The sequence below is a fragment of the Corynebacterium sp. genome (assembly GCF_052107835.1).
In the GTDB taxonomy this organism is placed as follows: Bacteria; Actinomycetota; Actinomycetes; order Mycobacteriales; family Mycobacteriaceae; genus Corynebacterium.
Map to the genome: position 1 here is coordinate 48,259 of NZ_JBQEDF010000008.1, position 18,781 is coordinate 67,039.

The window sequence follows — 18,781 nt, forward strand, 5'->3', positions numbered from 1 at the left end:
GTCACCGGTCCCGGAACCGTTGCACGTCTTCCTCCGTGAGGTCCATGTAGCCGAGGAGGATGGGTGCCAGCGCTTCTTCGTGGACGTTTCCGCCGTCCCCGACCGTGATCCTCGGGCTGACGGCGAACACATCGTAGGCGTCGTGGTCACAGTCGAGCGTGAAGCTGACGTCGAAGTCCACTCCCCCATTCCCCGTACTGTTGCGGACAGTCTGAACATCGTTGATGTCTACGCCTGGGGCATCAATGGCCACGTCAACGATATCGACTCCCGGGCCGTGGTCCGCGCTCAGGTTGAGCTTCTGCTCCCCACACCCGGCAGCACTCGCGGGGTAGTCGTGGGTAGGAGAGAGGGCGGACTCGGCCTCGTTGCGGTGGAAGCTCCAGTCGCCGACATCGTGGTCCTCCAGGGTGCCACCCTCGTCAACCATCACCCGTACCGTGGAGAGTTCGAGGTCCTGCACATCGTCCGGGATATCGACCAACACGGCACCCACGCGGTCGTCACCGACCTCATCCCCGGGGTCGAGCTCAACCGAGTCCCCGGCCAGCACGAGGTCACCACCATTCGGTGCGTCGTTGACCACATGGAATTCGTGGATACCGTCCCACACGGGATCATCGGCCGGAGCTGTGAGGGCAAGGTTGATCGAGGCGGTCCCTGCGAGGTCCGCAACATCACCGGAGTGGGTTGCGAATGCCACGTCCGAGAATTCCTGCTCTTTGTCCGTGGTTCCGTCCTCACCACAAGCGGCAGTGAACAGGAGCCCGAGGGCACCCAAGGGCACGAAAGCCTGCCGTGTTCGACGCATACTCGATACATTCCTTCCATGAAGTTCTGCGTCTCAGGTTTCCCACAGTATGGACGTTGCGCTGCGCTGACAACCTCACAGTTCCCCGTGTACGATCACCGACCGTGAGTTCAATCGGCAAGACCCAGGCTTGGTGGTGGCTGTCCTGACGGGCAGTCACCGAATGAACCGCACTCATTTCCGGACGCTGCCCCACCACGGGCGGCGTCTTTTTGCGTGTCTGCGCTGCTTCGCCGGGTGGGGACGGCCCCGACCACCCACCGAAACCTCGTGAAGGAACAGCCATGACGGACACCCCGTCCCTCACCACCGCCCAACACCGCAGCGACCAACTCCACCGGATCATCGACGGCCCCGACGCCTCCGGACGGGGAAACCTCCGCGTCCTCACCGGTGACCGTCCGACCGGCCCCTGCATATCGGCCATTACCTGGGACGCTGCGCAACCGCGTCACCCTCCAGAACAAGGGGGTCGACACATTCCTGCTCATCGCCGACTACCAGGTCATCACCGACCGTGATTCCCTCGGTGACCTGCGCGGTAACGTCCTGGGGCTTCTGGCGGACTACCTTGCCGCCGGTATCGATCCGTCCCGGACCACGATCTTCGCCCATTCCGCCGTCCCCGCCGCCAACCAGCTCATGCTGCCGTTCCTGTCCCTGGTCACCGAGGCGGAACTGCACCGCAATCCGACGGTGAAGGACGAACTTGCGGCGTCCGCCGAGAAGAATGGCCGCGCCATGTCCGGGCTGCTCCTGACGTACCCGGTGCACCAGGCCTGCGACATTCTGTTCTGCCACGGCACCGTGGTACCGGTCGGACAGGACCAGTTGCCCCACATCGAGCTGGCCCGGGTGATCGCACGCCGGTTCAACGACCGCTACGCCAGCGGTGCGCAGGTGTTCGCTGAGCCGGAGGCGTTGCTGACCTCCACTCCGTTGGTCACCGGCACGGACGGGCGGAAGATGAGCAAGTCGCGCGGCAACGCGATTGCCCTGGGCGCGACGGCGGATGAAACTGCGAGGATCGTGCGGAAGGCGGTGACGGACGGGGAGCGCCGGATCACGTTCGACCCGGTGGGACGCCCCGGTGTGGCGAACCTGCTGACGATCGCCGCGGGATTCACCGGGGAGGATCCCCGCGCGATCGCTGAAGGAATCGGCGACCGCGGCGCCGGGGAGTTGAAACGTGTGGTGACAGAGGCCATCAACGGGCACCTGTCCGAGCACCGTGCCCGGCGCGCGGAACTGATTGCGGATCCTGGCTACCTGCTGGACGTTCTCCGCGAGGGCAACGAGCGCGCAAACGCCGTCGCCGGGGAGACGCTGCGGACGGTGCAGGACGTGATGGGGATGGTGTACTGAGCCGCCCACAGTCCCTACTTCACGTGGGAGACGGCCTCGATGTCTCGGTTGCTGCCAGCGAAGTGCTGGCTGTGGGTGTGCTCAATTGTCCCTCGGTCTTCGGCGAGCCCGGCCGCGCGCCGACCTAAATGACCGCCGCACGGTAAGCGGGCGCGGCCCCCGGGAAGCCCTGTCGAATGTGCCGCCGCCTGTGGGCATCGGCAATCTCGAACCGCACGCCCTGATCCTCGCCGGCCCGCTCCTCCGTGGTCCGGCCCTCCTCGGGAATGCCGTCGTCACTCCCACCACGGTTGCCGTTCCTGGCTGCCTTCTGCATGAAGTTGCGGAATCGGTGCCGTAGCCCGTTGCCACGTGATCCGGTGCTGCCCGCACTGCCGTCCGCGCGGTTGTCCAGACTGTCGTCCGTGCCCATCAGTGCCTCCTACGGTGTTTCAGTGTCTCGGTGTCTCTGACACCCACGGAGTCTGCCGCCCGAACCTCGGACAGCAGTGGGAGACATGTGACACGGGAGTGCGGAGTTACTGCCGGGAACCCTGTGATTCCTTCGACGCAACCTGACCGCAGCTACGGCCGTTCATCCCACGGGTCGAGGTGGCCGGCGATCACACGGTCATTGGCACCGTCCCACGCCTGCACGGTTGCCTCAGAGATCTCGTCGTCCGTGAGCCACCGTGATACACCCGAATCACGCTGGTACCCCAGGAACAGGTGCCGCATGATCCACGGTCGCTCGACCGACTCCCCCGCCACCTCCCGGGGATCCTGAAACCCGCTCCCCCACAACTGCAGGACAATGGCGTCCAGGGGAAGCAGCCCCTCCAACTTATCCAGGACCGGCTGACGGTACGGCGAATGCACCCACACGATCGCACCGGCGATATCCGACGACCGGATACCGTGAGCGTCCAACGCCCCGCGGATCCCGTCAACCAGCTCGTCCGGCCTGCTCCAGTCCCCCTCGACCGGTATGAATGTCCCGTCGCCGTCCGGCGCACCGCGTTGCGGACGCCGGGCCACGGCAATCACCGGGTCGCCGCGTCCCACCAGTCCCCTGACGGCGGAGCGCAGCATCCCGGTCCCGCCGATGACGAGGACACACTGCCTGTTCACGTCATGGTTCATCGGTACCAACGGTACGCGACCGGGCACACCTCCGCCTGACAGCACGCCGGGTGCCGCTGTGAGGGGGGCACGCACCCCTACGGCCGCCACTCCCCGACCACGAAGGCCTGGGCGACCGGGCCGTCATGCGAGAGGCTCAGGTGCCACACGGCGTGGCCGGACGGGGAACCGTCGCCGAACTCCCGCGACAGCGCACCGGAGACAATCGACGCCAACGGCTCATGCAGCCGGATGTACGGCCTGCCCCAGCGGTCCTTGACGACCTCGATCTGCGACCAGTCCATGCGGGCACCGGGGATCTCGTCCCCGGCACCGGCCAAGGTCCAGGCCTTGTAGAAGGCCTCCTTCGCCGCCCACCGGGCCGCAAGGTGCTGGGCCTCGTTCCCACTGGTCTCCGCGAGCTTCCGGCAGGCACGCCGCTCGGCCCCGCTGAAGGACCGGGCGAACTTCGAGCCCGGCAGCTCCAGCTGGTCGGCGAAGGACGGGATATCCACGACATCCACGCCGATGCCGAGTACGGAGCCACCGGGAGCCGTCACCGGAACAGTCCGTCCTCACCGGCACGGGAGGCCGGGTCGAGCAGCATGTCCGGTTCAGCGGAATCGATGTCGACTCCGTCGGCGAAGCGGCGGTGGTCGATCTCCTCGAACAGGGCCCGGTGACCGAGCATCCCGGCCTCACGGCGGCGCACACCGGCACGCAACCGCGCCGATGCCCGCTCGACCCACTCGGACGCGGCGGACTCACCGAGCTGCGACTCGACCGCCACCCGGAAGGCCTCCGGGTGGACCAGCGCCAGCAGCGCGGACACGTGGCCGAAGCCCAGCGAGGTCAGCAGACCCGCCTTGATCGTGCGGTTGAGCTGCAGCGGCTCGCGCAGCCACACCAGGTTCGGTGCGGACGCCATCTCCGGGTCCACGCAGTCCAGCGAACGGTTCGCCGGGAGCCTGGAGGTACGGAACATGTCGCCCAGACCCGCGGTCTGGAACACGGCGGCGCCACCCTTGGCGTGCCCGGTGAGCGTCTTCTGTGAGACGACGTACATCGGGTTGCCCTCGGTACGGCCCATCGCACCAGCCAGGCGCGTGTGCAGGCGGGACTCGTTCGGGTCGTTGGCGTTGGTGGACGTGTCGTGCTTGGACACCACGGCGATGTCATCGGCGGACACACCCAGGGACGCCAGCGACGTCGACAGCTTCGACTCCGTGCCGCCGCGCGCCGCGCCCAACGCACCCTGGCCGGGGGCCGGGATGGAGGTGTGCGCACCGTCGGCGTAGGACGCCGCGAACCCGACCACGGACTGCACCGGCAGACCCATCCTCGCCGCGACCGAACCGCGGGTCAGCAGGATCGTGCCGCCACCCTGCGCCTCGACGAAGCCGCCGCGGCGACGGTCGTTGGCACGCGAGTAGAAGCGCTCGTTGAGGCCCTTGCCGGCCATCTTGTCGGAGTCGGCGGTCGCGTTCATCGACGCGAAGCCGCTGATGGACTCCACATTGATGTCGTCGGTCGCGCCGGCGACCACGAACTCGGCCTTGCCGAGCATGATCTTGTCCACGCCCTCCTCGACGGACACTGCCGCCGTGGCGCAGGCACCCACCGGGTGGATCATCGAGCCGTAACCGCCCACGTAGGACTGCATGGTGTGCGCGGCGACGACGTTCGGCAGGGTCTCCTGCAGGATGTCGGACGGGATGTCCTCCTCCAGGAACCGGTCCACGAACAGCTTGCGCATCGAGGTCATGCCACCGAAACCGGTGCCCTGCGTCATGGCGATGTCGGACGGGTGCACGGCCTGAAGGATCTCTGCCGGGGAGAAGCCGGCGGAGAGGTAGGCGTCCACCGCGGAGACCATGTTCCAGATCGCGATGCGGTCCACCGCCTCGATCATCGAGGCGGGCACACCCCAGCGGGACGGATCGAAGTCCGTCGGGAACTGGCCACCGACCTTGCGGGCCAGCGTCGCCCGGCGGGGAACACGCGTCCGTGCACCCGGCAGGCGGGTCACGGACCATTCACCGGTCTCCTCGTTGAGGTTCGCCCGGGTGAAGTCCGGGTCGGTCTCGACGAAGGACGCGGCATCCCCGGCGGAGTCCACCGCGAAGGTGACCTCGCGGTCGAGGAAGATCTCGACCTCCTGCGGGGTCTTCAGGTCCTCGAGCGCGACATCGTCGACGAAGGTGCGCACGCCGGCACGGGCGGCGACCTCATCACGGTAGCGGGTGAAGATCTCCTCCTCGGGAACGATCTCGCCCTTGGCGTCGTACCAGCCGGCGACCGGGGTGTCCTTCCAGGTCAGCAGGCCGGTCATCCAGGCGAGCTCCAGCACACCGGCGGCGGACAGGTCGACCGATCCGTCGGCCTGGATGCCGTACTCGGCCTCGAAGCGGGTGCGTCCGGAGCCCCAGGCGCTGACCTCGCCGAGGCCCACGATGACGACCATGTCCTCGAGGTCGGTGGAGACCTCGCCCCAGTCGGTGCCGTCGCTGTAGTCGGCGCCGACGGGCTGGGAGACGCGCACCGGGGAGGGCAGGGCATTGACGGTCACCGGCTGCCCCGCGTCCTCGGCGGGTGCGGACGCCGGGGCATCCGCCGCCTCGGCCAGGGCCTGCTCACGCAGTTCGGTGAGGTTGATCTTGTCCAGTCCACCGGTCAGGTCGGCGTCGACCGGACCGATGCCCGCGGCGGCGCGGATCTCGGAGGTGCACAGCCGGACGAGCTCACCGGAGATGTCGGACGGGGTCCACACCCGGACGCCTGCCTCGACAGCGGCATCGACCAGCGGGTCGTTGCCGCCCATCAGGCCGGTGCCGGAGACCCAGCCGATCCGCGGGTGGGCGATCGTGACGCGCTCACCCCACGGCTCGTTGGACCACTTGTTGCAGATGGCGTCGAAGGCGGCCTTGGTCTCGCCGTAGGCGCCGTCGCCGCCGAAGGTGCCGCGGTTCGGGGAACCGGGCAGCACCACGTGCAGGCGGTGGGCCAGGTTGGCCTCGTGGCCGATGCGGGACAGGGCGGTGAAGGACCGCTCCACGCTCCACAGCAGCAGGCGGGCCTGGGTCTCGGCGTTTCCGCCGGCGTCCTCCACGGTGCCGGTCACCGACGGTGCGGCGAACGGCAGGAAGAGGTCGGGCACCAGGGCGGGCTTGATGAGCTTCCGGTCGGAACCGACGGTTTCTGTCTGCTCGTTGCCGATCCAGTCGACCAGCGCATCAATGTCGCGGTAGGACGACAGGTTCGCCGGCACCAGCCAGATCTTCGCGGCGTTGTTGGCGCGCTCTCGGTAGAGCTTCTTGATGAACTCCAGGCGGGACGGGCCGATCCGCGAGGCGGTGATCACGATCGTCGCGCCCTCGGCAAGCAGGTCCCCGACCACGCCACCGGCGATGGACGCCGGGGTCACACCGGTGACCACGGCGACCTGGCCGGCGAAGTCGCCGTCGGCCTCTGCACCGCTGAGGCGGGCCTCGGCCGCGATGGCGCGGAAACGCTCCGCGGCGGACGCGTCGTCCTCGACCTCGGCGCGGGCCGCACGCAGGTCGGCGTGCTTGGCCACGGTCTCACCGGTGCCACGGAAGCTCACGGTCTCCGCCAGGGACTCCCCGGCGGCGAGCCGGTGGATGTCCTCACGGGCGGTGGCCCAGCGGTCGTCGATGAGGATCGCGCGGGCCTCGTCGAACACCGGGGTGACCAGCGTCGGCCAGGTGGCGCCGAGCTCCTCGCTGACGGACTGCAGGATCGCCGCGGTCTCGTCGGCCTCCGGGTCGGAGAGGGAGCTGGACTCCGGCACGTCCAGGTTCAGGTCGTGCAGCAGGTGACGGGCCAGGCCGGCCAGCACACCCTCCTCACCGGTGACCTCGTCGGCGAAGGCGTCCAGCGCGGCGGAGTCCACGGTGCCGCCACCTGCACCACCTGCGGTGGGCATGGCCACGGGGATGCCGTGGGCGGCTCCGACCTGGGTCACGGCCTCGTCGATGATGCCGTTGACGTCCGCCATGGAGGTGGCGGAGGTGGCCAGGGTGGCGAGGTCGCCGCCGCGGGAGGATGCGCCGTCACGCGAGCCGAGCAGGATCTGCGCGGTGGCGTGGTCGACCCACCCCGGTCCGAGCTCCCAGGTACCGGTCAGCCGGTCGGCGATGGCCGTGGCCTTGGCGCCGGCGGCTCCGAAGAGCTTGCGCAGGCGGTCCTTGACGGCTTCCGCCAGCACCGGCCCGAAGGCGGAGTAGTTGTGGGCCGCGGCGTCCACGGTGGCGGACAGGGTCGTCACGTCCGCCTCGGCCGCACCCTCGACGCTGGACAGGCCCAGCTCGGCCGAGATGTCCATGAGCAGCTGGTTCAGCCGCGAGGACACACCGTTGGTCAGGGTACCGGTGGTGTCCGCACCACCGATCTGCTCCGGACGCAGCTTGTTGGCGTAGGCCAGCAGCGTCTTGATCGCGTCGGACGCCTTGTACGGCAGGTCCGCGGGACGCTCCACCGAACCGGCCGGGGCCACCGAACCGGTGGCGGCGGTCGGTTCGTTGATCGGCTCGACCACCGGCTCCGGCACGGACGAGGACGGCGCGGAGGTGTCCGGCTCGGCGTGGGAGGCGGCGTCGCCGGTGGGCACGGAAGCGGCCTCGACCGTGCCCGCACCACTCTCGTCCGCCGGTGCCTCAATGCTCTGCACGTCGGTGTTGTAGACGAGCTTCTCGTCGCGCTGGACGTTGCGCACGGCAACGTCCGCACCGGTGAACCGCGGCAGCTTCAGGGTCTTGGTCGCCAGGTTCGACAGCGTCGGCGAAGCGCCGAGGCCGACCTCGACGAGCTCGTCGATGTCCAGGCGGTCGGACGCCAGCAGCAGGTCCTGGGTCTCGATCCAGCGCACCGGGGAAGCGAACTGCCAGCACAGCAGCTCAATGAACAGCACGCGGGCGGCCTGGGCACGCCCCTCCTCCGTGCTGGTACGGCCGTCCCAGTCATCCAGCAGCGCCTGGGCGGGCTCGGCCGGGACGACCGTCAGGATGGACTCCACGAACTCGGGTGTGAGCTCGAAGGGGCGGGCGACGAGGTTCGGGATGTAGCGTCCGACGAGGATCTCGTAGTTGATCCGCTCCGGCAGGAGGCCCTCCAGCTTCTCGCGGAAGTCGGGCACCCCGGGGTGCAGGACGCGCGAGTGGAAGGGCACGTCGATGCCCGGGACCATCATGAACGAGCCCTTGCCGCCGGCGGCGGCGGTGCGCTTCTTCGCGTCCGCCTCCAGGGCGGCGAGCCCGGCGACGGTGCCGGCGACGGAGTACTGCTCGCCGGCCAGGTTGAAGTTCACGATCTCGAGGAACTCACCGGATGCGGCGGCGACACCCTCCACGTACTCGACGACGTGCTCGTCGTCGACGCCGAACTGGTTGGGGCGCAGCGCGCCCATACGGTAGTCGGACCGGCCCTGCGCATCGCGCGGGATGAGGTGGTGCATGGTGGATCCGCGGTGGAACACGACCTCCAGCACGGTCTCCAGCTCGATGGTGCCGGCGTAGGCCGACAGGGCGGTGTACTCGCCGAGGGAGTGCCCGGCGTAGTAGGCGTCGGCGACCAGGGCGTCGGCCTCACGCAGCCGCGCGGTCTGCGCCAGCGCCAGGGTCGCGAGCGCGACCTGGGTGAACTGCGTGAGGTACAGGACGCCGTCCGGGTGGTGGTAGGTCACGCCGTTGGCGGTCAGCGAGGTCGGGTTGTCCCGGACCACGGTGAGGATGGAGAAGTCCAACGTCGCACGGGTGTGGGCGTCGGCGCGCTCCCACACCTCGGCGGTGGCCTTGGACGCGCTGCGCTCGTCGAGGCCCATGCCCTTGGCCTGGATGCCCTGGCCGGGGTACACGTAGGCGGTCGTCGGCGCGGCGGTCACGGCGGTGCCCTGGGACACCAGCTCATCGTTGATGCGGCAGGTGACCTCCAGCATCAGTCCGCCACCGGCGACACGGCCGGTCCGCTCGACCTGGATGTCCACCGGATCATTGAGCTGCACCAGCCCGAACATGCGGTAGGTCCAGCCGGTGATGTGGTGGCCGGAACCAGCGGCCGAGGCGGCGTGCTGCGCGGTCGCGGAGAGCCACATGCCGTGCACCAGCGGTGCATGCAGGCCAGCGACCTTCGCGGCGACGTGCGAGGTGTGGATCGGGTTGAAGTCGCCGGAGACCCACGCGAACGGGGTCATCTCGGCCGGGGCGTAGACCTTGGTGCGCAGCAGGGTGGAGCGCGGGGTGTCGGTGATCTCCGCGCCGGTGCCTCCGGCCAGGGCCGGCTCCGGCGGCGGGGTGGTGCCGAAGGCGCGGCCGCGGATGGCGAAGCGCTCGGTCTGCCGTCCCAGGTACTCACCGGCGTCGTCGTGCATGATGTGGTGCACGGTGACGACGCGGCCTGAGGAGGACTCCTCGATGCTGGCCGCCCAGCTGGTCACGTTGACGGTGAACGGGTTCCCGGCACGGGTGGCACGGTCGGCACGCTCGGCGATCTCCTCCGCCGGGACCTCCAGGGCCACGGTGTGGTCCAGGTGCACGGCGTTGAGCAGGCCCTCGATCACGGGGTAGTCGTTGACCATCGCCGAACCCAGGGCCGCGTAGATCGCGGGCCAGTTGGTGCCCAGCAGGGCGTCCGGCACAATCGTCGCGCGGTGCGAGCCGCCGCCGACCTCCGAGAGGTCGCCGAGGCCGTCCCCGGTGACGCCGGCGTGCTCGGCACCGAGGTTCGGGGTCAGGGTGTAGCTGTAGTGGGCCTCGCCGAACTCGGAGCGCTCGGAGTCGGTCATCACCGGCATGGCGGTGATGTCGTCGCCGGTGACCGAGCGGTTGCCGACACCGGCGGTGCCGGCGAGCAGGCCGTACATCGTGTCCGGCAGCTTCTCCTCGTCGACGACCGGCAGGGCGCCGGTGGACGCGGAGGTGTCCAGGATCAGCGGCACGGGGAGGGAACGCACGGCGTGGACGAGGTTGTCGCCGGAACCGGCGGCGGTGTTGTCCCACGCGGTGTCCAGGTGCAGGTCGATGGTGACCTTCACCGGCGAGCCGTCCGAGCCGTCGTCGGTGACGACCAGGTCGAAGCGGTCGGCGTCGATGACGTGCGCCGGGTTGTCCATCAGGTGCCCGGTCCAGGAGATGTAGGGCACGGACTGCAGGTAGGACGCGACGTCCTGCGCATCCGCGAGACGCGACCACGCGGAGACGGGGGCGGTGTCCTCGCTGAGGGAGTGACGTCCCGTCGGCTCCGCGGCGGCGGCCACCCGTTCGCGGCAGGCGCTCTCGAACCGTCCGAGCAGGTCTGCGACCGGCTCGTTGACGGTGGTGATGCCGGAGACGGACACCGGGCCGGGGATGATGCGCACCTGGTCGGCGGAGTAGCGGTCGTCCTGGGCCTGCCAGAGGCAGTCCTTGCCCCACCAGGCGAGCAGGTCCTCGTCGATGGCGGGGACGAAGCCCATGGGCTTGGGGTACTTGCGGCACAGTGCGATGAACCAGGCGGTGTCCAGCGGGGTCAGGGTGTCGACCTCGGCGGAAGGGTAGGCGGCGACCAGCGTCGCGACCGCGGCCTCGGGGTCCTGCGCGGACTCCTCGGTTGGGAAGAGGGTCTCGACCGGGCCGTGCTCGGTGTCGGTGAGGCGGGCCTCGACGCGCTGCAGCAGTTCCTGGAAACGCTTCAGCCAGGACGGGTCGACCCACGGGAAGCTCAGCTCGGCGAAGCGGCGCACGACCTGTGCGTAGGTCATCTCCTCCAGCTCGCCGAAGTAGGGCTTGGCGGTCTTGTCCAGCGCGGTGATGATCTCGTCGCGCCGCGCGTTGACGGCCTCCAGGGATCCACCGACCTCCTGGATCAGGCGCATGCACTTCGCCGCGGAGTTGTCGATCTCGTGGATGTCCGCGCGCAGGTGGGACAGGCCGGAGGTCGCGCCGCCGGCGGAGTTGCCCGGGGAGATCCAGCCGCCGTTGGGGGCGGTGAAGGCCGCACCGGACGCGTCGGCGACCCCGGGGGTGTCGACGAGCAGCTGCTTGATCTCGTCGGTGGTCTTGGCTTCCTTGGCGGTCATGGCCGCGGTACCGACCATCACGCCGTCGACCGGCATGGCGGGCAGGCCCAGTGCCTTCGACCAGTCACCGGAGAGGTAGTCGGCGGAGCGCTCGGGTGTGCCGATGCCGCCGCCCACGCAGAGCACCACATTCCTCTGGCGGCGGATCTCGGCGTAGGTGGCGGTGAGCAGGTCGTCGAGGTTCTCCCAGGAGTGGTGGCCACCGGCGTGGCCGTCCTCGACCTGCAGGATGATGCTGGTGCCGGTGTCCTCGATCTGGCGGGCGATGCCCAGGCCCGCGCGGATCTGGTTGACCGTGCCGGGCTTCAGCGCGATGTGCGAGAAGCCGGACTGACGCAGCGCGCCGATGACCTCGGGGGCCTCGTCGGGCTCGGGGATGCCGGCGGAGATGACCACGCCGTCCAGCGGGGCGCCGGACTCACGGGCCTTGGAGACCACGCGCTGGCCGCCGAAGTGGAGGTTCCACAGGTAGCGGTCCATGAACATGGCGTTGAACTGCACGGCCCGGCCCGGGTCGAGCAGTCCCTTGAGCTTGGTGAGGTTGTGGTCGAAGACCTCGGCGGTGACCTGGCCGCCGCCGGCCATCTCGGCCCAGTAGCCGGCGTTCGCCGCCGCAGCGACGATCTCCGGGTCGACGGTGGTCGGGGTCATGCCGGCCAGCAGGACGGGCGAGCGTCCGGTCAGGCGGGAGAACGCGGTCTCCACGGCCTGGCCGGTGGGCAGGTCCAGCAGGCGCGGGGCGAAGGAGGACCAGTCGACGGTGCGGGCCGGGTCGTCCTCCGGGGAGGACGGTGCGGCCAGCTCGTCGATGTCGTCGAGGGTGCCGAGCGCCACGATGCCTGCACCGGAGCCCTCGATGAGGTCGGCGGACAGGCGGGACACCACAGTGCCGGGACCCAGGTCCAGGAACCAGGACGTGCCCTGGTCGTGGGCGTCCGCGATCCGGGAGACCCAGTCGACGTGGTCGGTGAGCACGGCCCGGGCCAGGGACTCGGCCTCGACGACCGGGAGTCCGCACGCCTCGGCCCAGGAGATGACCTGGGCAACGGCGGGCTCCATGGAGCTGTGGTGGAAGGGAACCGTGACCTCGAGGTACTCGGTCTGCGGGGACAGCGGGGCACCGCCGCGGGCCTTCGCGGCGAGCTCGGCGGAGTCCTTCTCCCCCAGCGTCAGGACGGTCTGCTCGACAACGCCGAGGTCGTCGGGGGCACCGGAAAGGATGAAGCGGCGGTGGCCGTTGCGGATCGCGACCTGGACGTCCACGCCGGCCTCGTCGATGACGGAGTCCAGGTGGCCGCGTTCCAGGCCACGGACCGAGAGCATCGGGGTGGTCTCGTCGACGGCGAAGCCGTGGGAGCGGGTGGTGCGGGCCGCGGCGGCGCCGATGAGACGCGCGATGGCGAAGACCCGGGTGGCGTCCTGCCCGCCGGTGACCAGCGCGGCACCGAGGGCGCCCTGGGAGTGCCCCAGTGCGGTGGCGCGGCCTGCGGCGACGGCGGCAGCGGCGTCGAAGCCGGCGGAGCGCAGCGCGGAGAGCTGGGTGAACTGCACGGCGGTGATGCCGGGGACGGACAGCGCGGCGGACACCGGTCCGGAGGCGGAGGTGTCGGCGAGGCGCTCGAGGGTCAGCGGGCCGGCGGTGGCCGCGGTGACGGTGGCGGCGACCGGGGCGAGCAGCGCGTCCGACGCGGTGATCAGTTCCCGGACCTCGGCGGCGAGCGTGGGGTCCTCGGCTACCTGCGCGGCGGCGGGGCGCCACGGGGTGGCCTGTCCGCCGAACAGCAGGGCGAGATGGTGGGTGCTGGAGCTGTCGCTGCCGCCGTTCAGGCGGGTAAGGAAGCTGGAGGAGCTGGAGGAGTCAGTCATGTGGGTGAAGTCCTTACTGTCTGTGCCGGTCACAGGGGCCCGTTGGAGTGGTACTTGAAGTGGCGGCGGTCGCGGTCCTTGGTACGCAGCGCGCGCAGGGCCGAGGCGATGGTGTCGCGGGTGTCGGCGGGAGCGACAATGCGGTCGATCTCACCCGATTCGACGGAGAAGTTCGGGTTGATGTTCTCCGCGGCGTACTCGTCGGCGAGTTGCTTGGTGTACTCCACCTTCTCCTCGTCGGGGACGGCGGCGATGTCGCGGCGGCGCAGGATCTGGACGGCGCCCTCGGCACCCATCACGGCGATCTCGGCGTCCGGCCAGGCGAAGGCGAAGTCCGCGCCGATGCCCTTGGAACCCATCACGATGTAGGCGCCGCCGTAGGACTTGCGGGTGATCATCGTGACCACCGGGACGGTGCAGTTGCCGTAGGCGTAGATGACCTTGGCGCCGCGGCGGATGATGCCGGCGCGTTCCTGGTCGGCGCCGGGCAGGTAGCCGGGGACGTCCACCAGCGTGACGACGGGCAGGCCGAAGGCATCGCAGCAGCGCACGAAGCGGGCGGTCTTCTCCGACGCTTCGACGTCCAGGGTGCCGGCGTTGTGCATGGGCTGGTCGGCGACGATGCCGACGGGCTTGCCGTCGATGCAGGCGAAACCGATGACCATGGACTTCGCCCAGTGCTCCTGGACCTCCACGAACTCGCCGTGGTCGACCAGCGCCTCAATGACCTCGACCGCGTCGTAGGGCATCCGGTTGTCGACCGGGACGATGTCACCGACACCGCGGGCGGCCTGGGTGTCCTCGTCGGACGCCACGTAGTCGTAGGAGGGGGTGGGCTCGTTGCAGTTCTGCGGGAGGTAGTTGAGCAGGGCACGGGCATAGTCGATCGCGTCCTCCTCGTCCTCGGCGAGGTAGTGGGCGACACCGGAGACGCTGTTGTGCATCTGCGCGCCACCGAGGTCGTCCAGGCTGATCACCTCGCCGGTGACCGCCTTGACCACGTCCGGGCCGGTGACGAACATGTGCGCACGCTCACGCGGCATGATCACGAAATCGGTCAGTGCCGGGGAGTACACCGCGCCACCGGCGCAGGGGCCGAGGATCAGGGAGATCTGCGGGATGAACCCGGAGGCCTCGCAGGACTTGCGGAAGATCCGGCCGTAGGACGACAGTGCGGCGACGCCCTCCTGGATCCGGGCTCCGCCGGAGTCCAGCAGGCTGAAGCAGGGGACGCGCTCGGCGATGGCGCGGTCAATCAGGTCGGTGATCTTCTGGCCCTCGACGTGGCCCAGCGTGCCGCCCCGGACGGAGAAGTCCTGGGAGTAGATCGCCACGGTGCGGCCGTCGATGGTGCCGAAGCCGGTGGCGACGGCGGAGCCGAGGAAACCGCTCGCCGGATCGCCGCCGAAGAAGCGGCCGTGCTCGACGAAGGACCCTTCGTCGCAGAGCATGTCGATGCGCTCACGGGCGGTCAGCTTGCCCTTGGCGTGCTGGAACTTCTGGGCCTTCTCGTCGGCGGCGGCGGCCAGGGCGTTGTAGTCGACGGTGGTTCGTTCAGCGGCGGTCATTGCGGTGCCTCCTCGGTGCTCTCGGTGTCCTCTGCGGCTGCGGCTGTGTCCGCTGCTGCGTCGATGTGCAGCAGGCACTCGCCGGCGTTGACGTTCTGGCCGACGGCGACGTCGATCGACGCCACGGTTCCGGTGGCGGGGGCGTGGATGTACTTCTCCATCTTCATCGCCTCCAGGACGATGACGACGTCCCCCTCGTTGACCTGGGTGCCGGGCTCACAACCCATGCGCACCACGATGGCCTGCATCGGGGACTGCAGGCCCCCGTCGGCGGCCAGGGCGTCGCCGGTGGCGGCTGTTCCCGCCCCGTCACCGTTGCCGCCGCGGCGGCGTGAGCCACGGCGCGGCTGGCTGCGGCGTCCCGAGTTCCCGGCACCGCTGATGCTGTCGCCGATGCTGCTCAGGCCGGAGGACATCATCGCGCCGAACCCGGCGAGCCCCTCCGGCAGGGTGATGCGGTGGCGGCGTCCGTCGATCTGGGCGGTGAAGGTACGCAGCGCTGCGGCGATGCCGCTGTCGGCGTCGGCCTCCTCGTCCCCGGCACCGGGCTGTGCGAGGTTCTCCAGGTCGATCCGGGGAAGGAACTCGGTCTCCAGCCAGCGGGTGCGCACGCGCAGGTCGCCGAAGTTGTTGGTGCCGTTGAAGTCCGGGTGGGCCATGATCAGGTCCAGTACCGGGGTGGAGGTGGCGATGCCCTGGATGTCGAGTTCCGCCAGGGCACGGCGGGCGCGGGAGATCGCGCGGGCACGGTCCGGGCCGGTGACGATGAGCTTGGCGATCATCGAGTCGAACTCCGGGGAGACCTTGTCGCCGAGGCGTACACCGGTCTCGATGCGGACCCCGTGGCCGGCCGGCCAGTCCAGGGCCTTGATCTTGCCGGCGGTGGGGGTGAGGTCCTTCGCCGGGTCCTCGGAGGTGATGCGCAGCTCGATGGAGTGGCCGCGGACCTCCGGGACCTCCGGGATGGTGCCGCCGTCGGCGATGGTCAGCTGGGCCTCGACCAGGTCCAGGCCGGTGACCTCCTCGGAGACGGTGTGCTCGACCTGCAGGCGGGGGTTGACCTCGAGGAAGAACAGCTCGCCCTCCTCGGTGAGCATGAACTCGCAGGTGCCCAGGCCCACGTAGCCGGTGTGGTTGAACAGGGCCTCGGACCAGGTCCTCAGGGTCTCCTCCGCGCCCTCGGGGAGGTCGGGGGCGGGGGCCTCCTCGATGACCTTCTGGTGGCGGCGCTGCACGGAGCAGTCGCGGGTGGTGACCACGTTGAAGTTGCCGTGGGAGTCCCGCATGCACTGGGTCTCGATGTGGCGTCCGGAGATGATGAACCGCTCCATGAAGAACTTGTCCAGGTCACCGCCGGCCATGGCGTGGCCGGCGCCGAAGGCCTTGAGGGCGTCCTCGTTCCGGATGACCTCGATGCCGCGGCCACCGCCTCCGTCGGAGCGCTTCAGGACGATCGGGTAGCCGTGGGCCCTGACGAAATCCTCGACCTCCTCCATCGAGCCGACCGGGTCGGTCGTGCCGGGGACCGGGGAGACCCCGGCGGCCAGGGCGGTGCGCCGGGCACTGATCTTGTCGCCGAGCTGGCGGATGGTGTCGGCGCTCGGGCCGATCCAGGTCAGACCGGCGTCGGCGACGGCCTGGGCGGCGTCGGGGACCTCCGAGAGGAACCCGTAGCCGGGGTGGACGGCGTCGGCCCCGGAGCGCTGAGCAACGTCGATGATCTTGGCGACGTCCAGGTAGGTCTGCTGGAGTGTGGTGCCCTCCAGGGAGTAGGCGTCATCGGCCAGGGCCACGGCTGGTGAGTCGATGTCCTGGTCGGAGTACACGGCGACGGAACGCAAACCCAGGTCGCGGGCGGTTCGGACGACTCGTGCGGCGATTTCGCCACGGTTTGCCACGAGAATGGTGGACGGCATCGGGCTCCTAACGACTTAATGCGGATGGGACGGTTCGCGACTGGCATGCTGATGCCCGGGGGTTCCTCTCCGGATGACCCCCGGGAATGCCGGGCTTGATTCGCGCGAATAGTGACGAACAATAGGAACCCGAGCTGGAATCACGGTTTCGCGGTGTTGTGTCCGTATATATGTCTCACCCCCGCTCCCCACCGGGACGGTTCTGACCCCCACAGAACTTCATGTAGGTCAAGGAATGTTTTGGCCGGCGTTCACCCGTGCCCCCCGACCCACACTTCTGCTACCCCCGTTCAGCGATCCGCGTGTCGCCGTCCCTGCAGTTTTGTGTCCCGCGTCACTGTATCGGGACAGGTTTAACCACATAGTGATCACCAGATGGTCATCGACCAAACGTAACTACCGGGGACCGCCGGAAACTACCGCGCGGCGATCTCCGGCGTGACCGCATCCATCGCCCGTTCGGCGACCGCTGCGATGGTCATCGAGGGGTTGCAGGCCGCCGTGGTCCCCGGGATCAGGGCCCCGTCCAGTACGTAGAGACCGTCCTGGCCCTTGACCCGTCCCTCCAGGTCACAGACCGTCCCCATGCACGCCCCGCCGAGTGCGTGCCACGTGGAGTTCACCACCTCGTTGGTGTCGGAGAGCACGCCCGGTGCTCCCCCGGCACGGATGATCCGGTCGGCGGTCGGCCGGATGTGGTTCTCGATCAGTTCCCGGTCACCGTTCGCCGGCCAGTGCAGGTCGGCGGTCCTCGCCTGTTCGTTCCAGCGGAAGGCACCCCGCCTGTCACTGACGCCGAAGCCAACCATCATCGTGGAGTGGATGTCCGCCCCCATGCCCGGCATGGACGCCTGGATCACGGTGTGGGCGTGGGCCGGATCGTCCCACTGCTTGGTGCCGTAGACGACCGGCCCGCCCTGGACGGCACCGAAACCGGCGGTGGGGTCGGTCCACACGTAGATGCGGTCACCGTTGGTGCCCCAGCCCTCACCGAGCTGGTCGGGAAGGTCGGGGATGGTGCCGGTGTGCTTCGCCCGCATCAGCAGACGGGTGGTGTTCACGCTGCCGGCACCCATGACCACCGAGTCCGCCGTCAGGACGAGCTTCTCCAGGACGTGCCCGCTGTCGTCGGTGTGCAGTGCGTGCACCCGCCACGTCCCGTCCTTCGCACGCTCCACGTCTGTGACCTCGGTGTGGGTGCGGACGGTGGCCTTGCCCGTCGCCTCCGCCTGTGCGATGTAGGTGACGTCCACGGAGTGCTTGCCGCCGTTGTTCACACCCATCGCACCGCTGCCGTCCATGTAGGACGGTGTCATCTCGCCACGGAGTTCCCGGCGGGCGTAGTCCCAGTCGATGGGCATGGGGATCTTCTCCGGCTCCAGGCCGGCGTCCCGGCACCGCTGGGCGAAGACGCGGGTGACCTTGTAGGGGGCGGATTCCACGATGTCGTCCGGGCAGACCGCCAGGTCGAGCATCTCCGCCACGCGCGGGTAGTGGACGCGGTCCAGCAGGTCCCAGTCGAGCTGTTCCGGGAGGGTCGCGTTGAAGACCTCCTTCGTCGGTTGCAGGGACATGCCCTGGTAGACCAGCGACCCTCCGCCGAGCCCGGTGGGACACAGGGCGGACATGGTGGGGGTGGCGACGGCCTCGAGGATCCCGACGTAGGGGTCGACGGGGAAATGCCTGCCGAACAGCTGCGGGGCCGAGCGGTGCCACAGCATCCGCTTGTCCGGACTCGAGGGCGAGGGGAAGGTCGTCGCGTTCGGTCCCGTTTCCCAGCGGCGTCCCCGCTCCAGGACGGTGACCTCGACACCTGCCTCCGCCAACCGGAGGGCGGACACCCCTCCACCGAACCCGAAGCCGATGACAATGACCTTGTGCCGCTCCTCGACCGTGGGCGCATTGCCGGTGTCCGCCTCCGGCCACCCCTCGGGGAACGACGACTGGGCCGACGCCTGGGCGCCGAGGGACCCCAGAACGGAGGAGATCCCGAGGGCCGCCGACCCTATGAGGAACTGGCGGCGGGACGGGGTGCGGTGGATGGGACGGTGGGGAGAGTTCACGGGGTCCTCTGGTCAGGTGA

9 protein-coding genes are annotated in these 18,781 nt (G+C 69.4%); 1 reads left to right on the top strand and 8 read right to left on the bottom strand.

Annotated elements, in window-relative coordinates; translation table 11 throughout:
• Position 1: 1 nt before the first annotated feature.
• Positions 2-703: a hypothetical protein gene (locus ACTIL2_RS03495; protein ID WP_442336065.1), complete on the bottom strand. Its 702-nt coding sequence runs from the start codon at positions 701-703 to the stop codon at positions 2-4.
• Positions 704-1,204: 501 nt separating this feature from the next.
• Here ACTIL2_RS03495 and trpS point away from each other — a divergent pair.
• Complete coding sequence (trpS, locus tag ACTIL2_RS03500; protein WP_442336066.1) at positions 1,205-2,176, top strand: tryptophan--tRNA ligase; 972 nt, start codon at positions 1,205-1,207, stop codon at positions 2,174-2,176.
• 124 nt (positions 2,177-2,300) lie between these two features.
• On the opposite strand, the gene ACTIL2_RS03505 is transcribed toward trpS, so the two are convergent.
• From ACTIL2_RS03505 to ACTIL2_RS03535, 7 genes are all read right to left on the bottom strand, one after another.
• A complete protein-coding gene (locus ACTIL2_RS03505) occupies positions 2,301-2,588 on the bottom strand; it encodes a hypothetical protein (RefSeq protein ID WP_442336067.1) in 288 nt (95 codons plus the stop codon).
• 152 nt (positions 2,589-2,740) lie between these two features.
• Positions 2,741-3,298 carry a hypothetical protein gene (locus ACTIL2_RS03510; protein ID WP_442336068.1) on the bottom strand — a complete coding sequence of 186 codons (558 nt, stop codon included), beginning with the start codon at positions 3,296-3,298 and terminating at the stop codon, positions 2,741-2,743.
• Positions 3,299-3,375: 77 nt separating this feature from the next.
• A complete protein-coding gene (acpS, locus tag ACTIL2_RS03515) occupies positions 3,376-3,837 on the bottom strand; it encodes a holo-ACP synthase AcpS (protein ID WP_442336069.1) in 462 nt (153 codons plus the stop codon).
• Entirely contained in the window at positions 3,834-13,214 is a 9,381-nt protein-coding gene (locus tag ACTIL2_RS03520; RefSeq protein WP_442336070.1) for a fatty acid synthase subunit beta domain-containing protein, read from the bottom strand. Before ACTIL2_RS03520 ends, acpS begins: the two co-directional genes overlap by 4 nt.
• A gap of 29 nt (positions 13,215-13,243) precedes the next feature.
• Entirely contained in the window at positions 13,244-14,782 is a 1,539-nt protein-coding gene (locus tag ACTIL2_RS03525; protein WP_442336071.1) for an acyl-CoA carboxylase subunit beta, read from the bottom strand.
• Positions 14,779-16,698, bottom strand: coding sequence for an acetyl/propionyl/methylcrotonyl-CoA carboxylase subunit alpha (locus ACTIL2_RS03530; RefSeq protein ID WP_442336072.1), 1,920 nt, complete (start codon positions 16,696-16,698; stop codon positions 14,779-14,781). Before ACTIL2_RS03530 ends, ACTIL2_RS03525 begins: the two co-directional genes overlap by 4 nt.
• A gap of 416 nt (positions 16,699-17,114) precedes the next feature.
• Positions 17,115-18,761, bottom strand: a complete 1,647-nt coding sequence (locus ACTIL2_RS03535; protein ID WP_442336073.1) for a GMC oxidoreductase — start codon at positions 18,759-18,761, stop codon at positions 17,115-17,117.
• Positions 18,762-18,781: the final 20 nt, after the last annotated feature.

Bases quoted from the DNA above. Each gene is read 5' to 3' on its own strand.
- ACTIL2_RS03525 (WP_442336071.1), bottom strand. From the start codon at position 14,782: ATGACCGCCGCTGAACGAACCACCGTCGACTACAACGCCCTGGCCGCC.
- ACTIL2_RS03510 (WP_442336068.1), bottom strand. From the start codon at position 3,298: ATGAACCATGACGTGAACAGGCAGTGTGTCCTCGTCATCGGCGGGACC.
- ACTIL2_RS03530 (WP_442336072.1), bottom strand. From the start codon at position 16,698: ATGCCGTCCACCATTCTCGTGGCAAACCGTGGCGAAATCGCCGCACGA.
- ACTIL2_RS03505 (WP_442336067.1), bottom strand. From the start codon at position 2,588: ATGGGCACGGACGACAGTCTGGACAACCGCGCGGACGGCAGTGCGGGC.
- ACTIL2_RS03520 (WP_442336070.1), bottom strand. From the start codon at position 13,214: ATGACTGACTCCTCCAGCTCCTCCAGCTTCCTTACCCGCCTGAACGGC.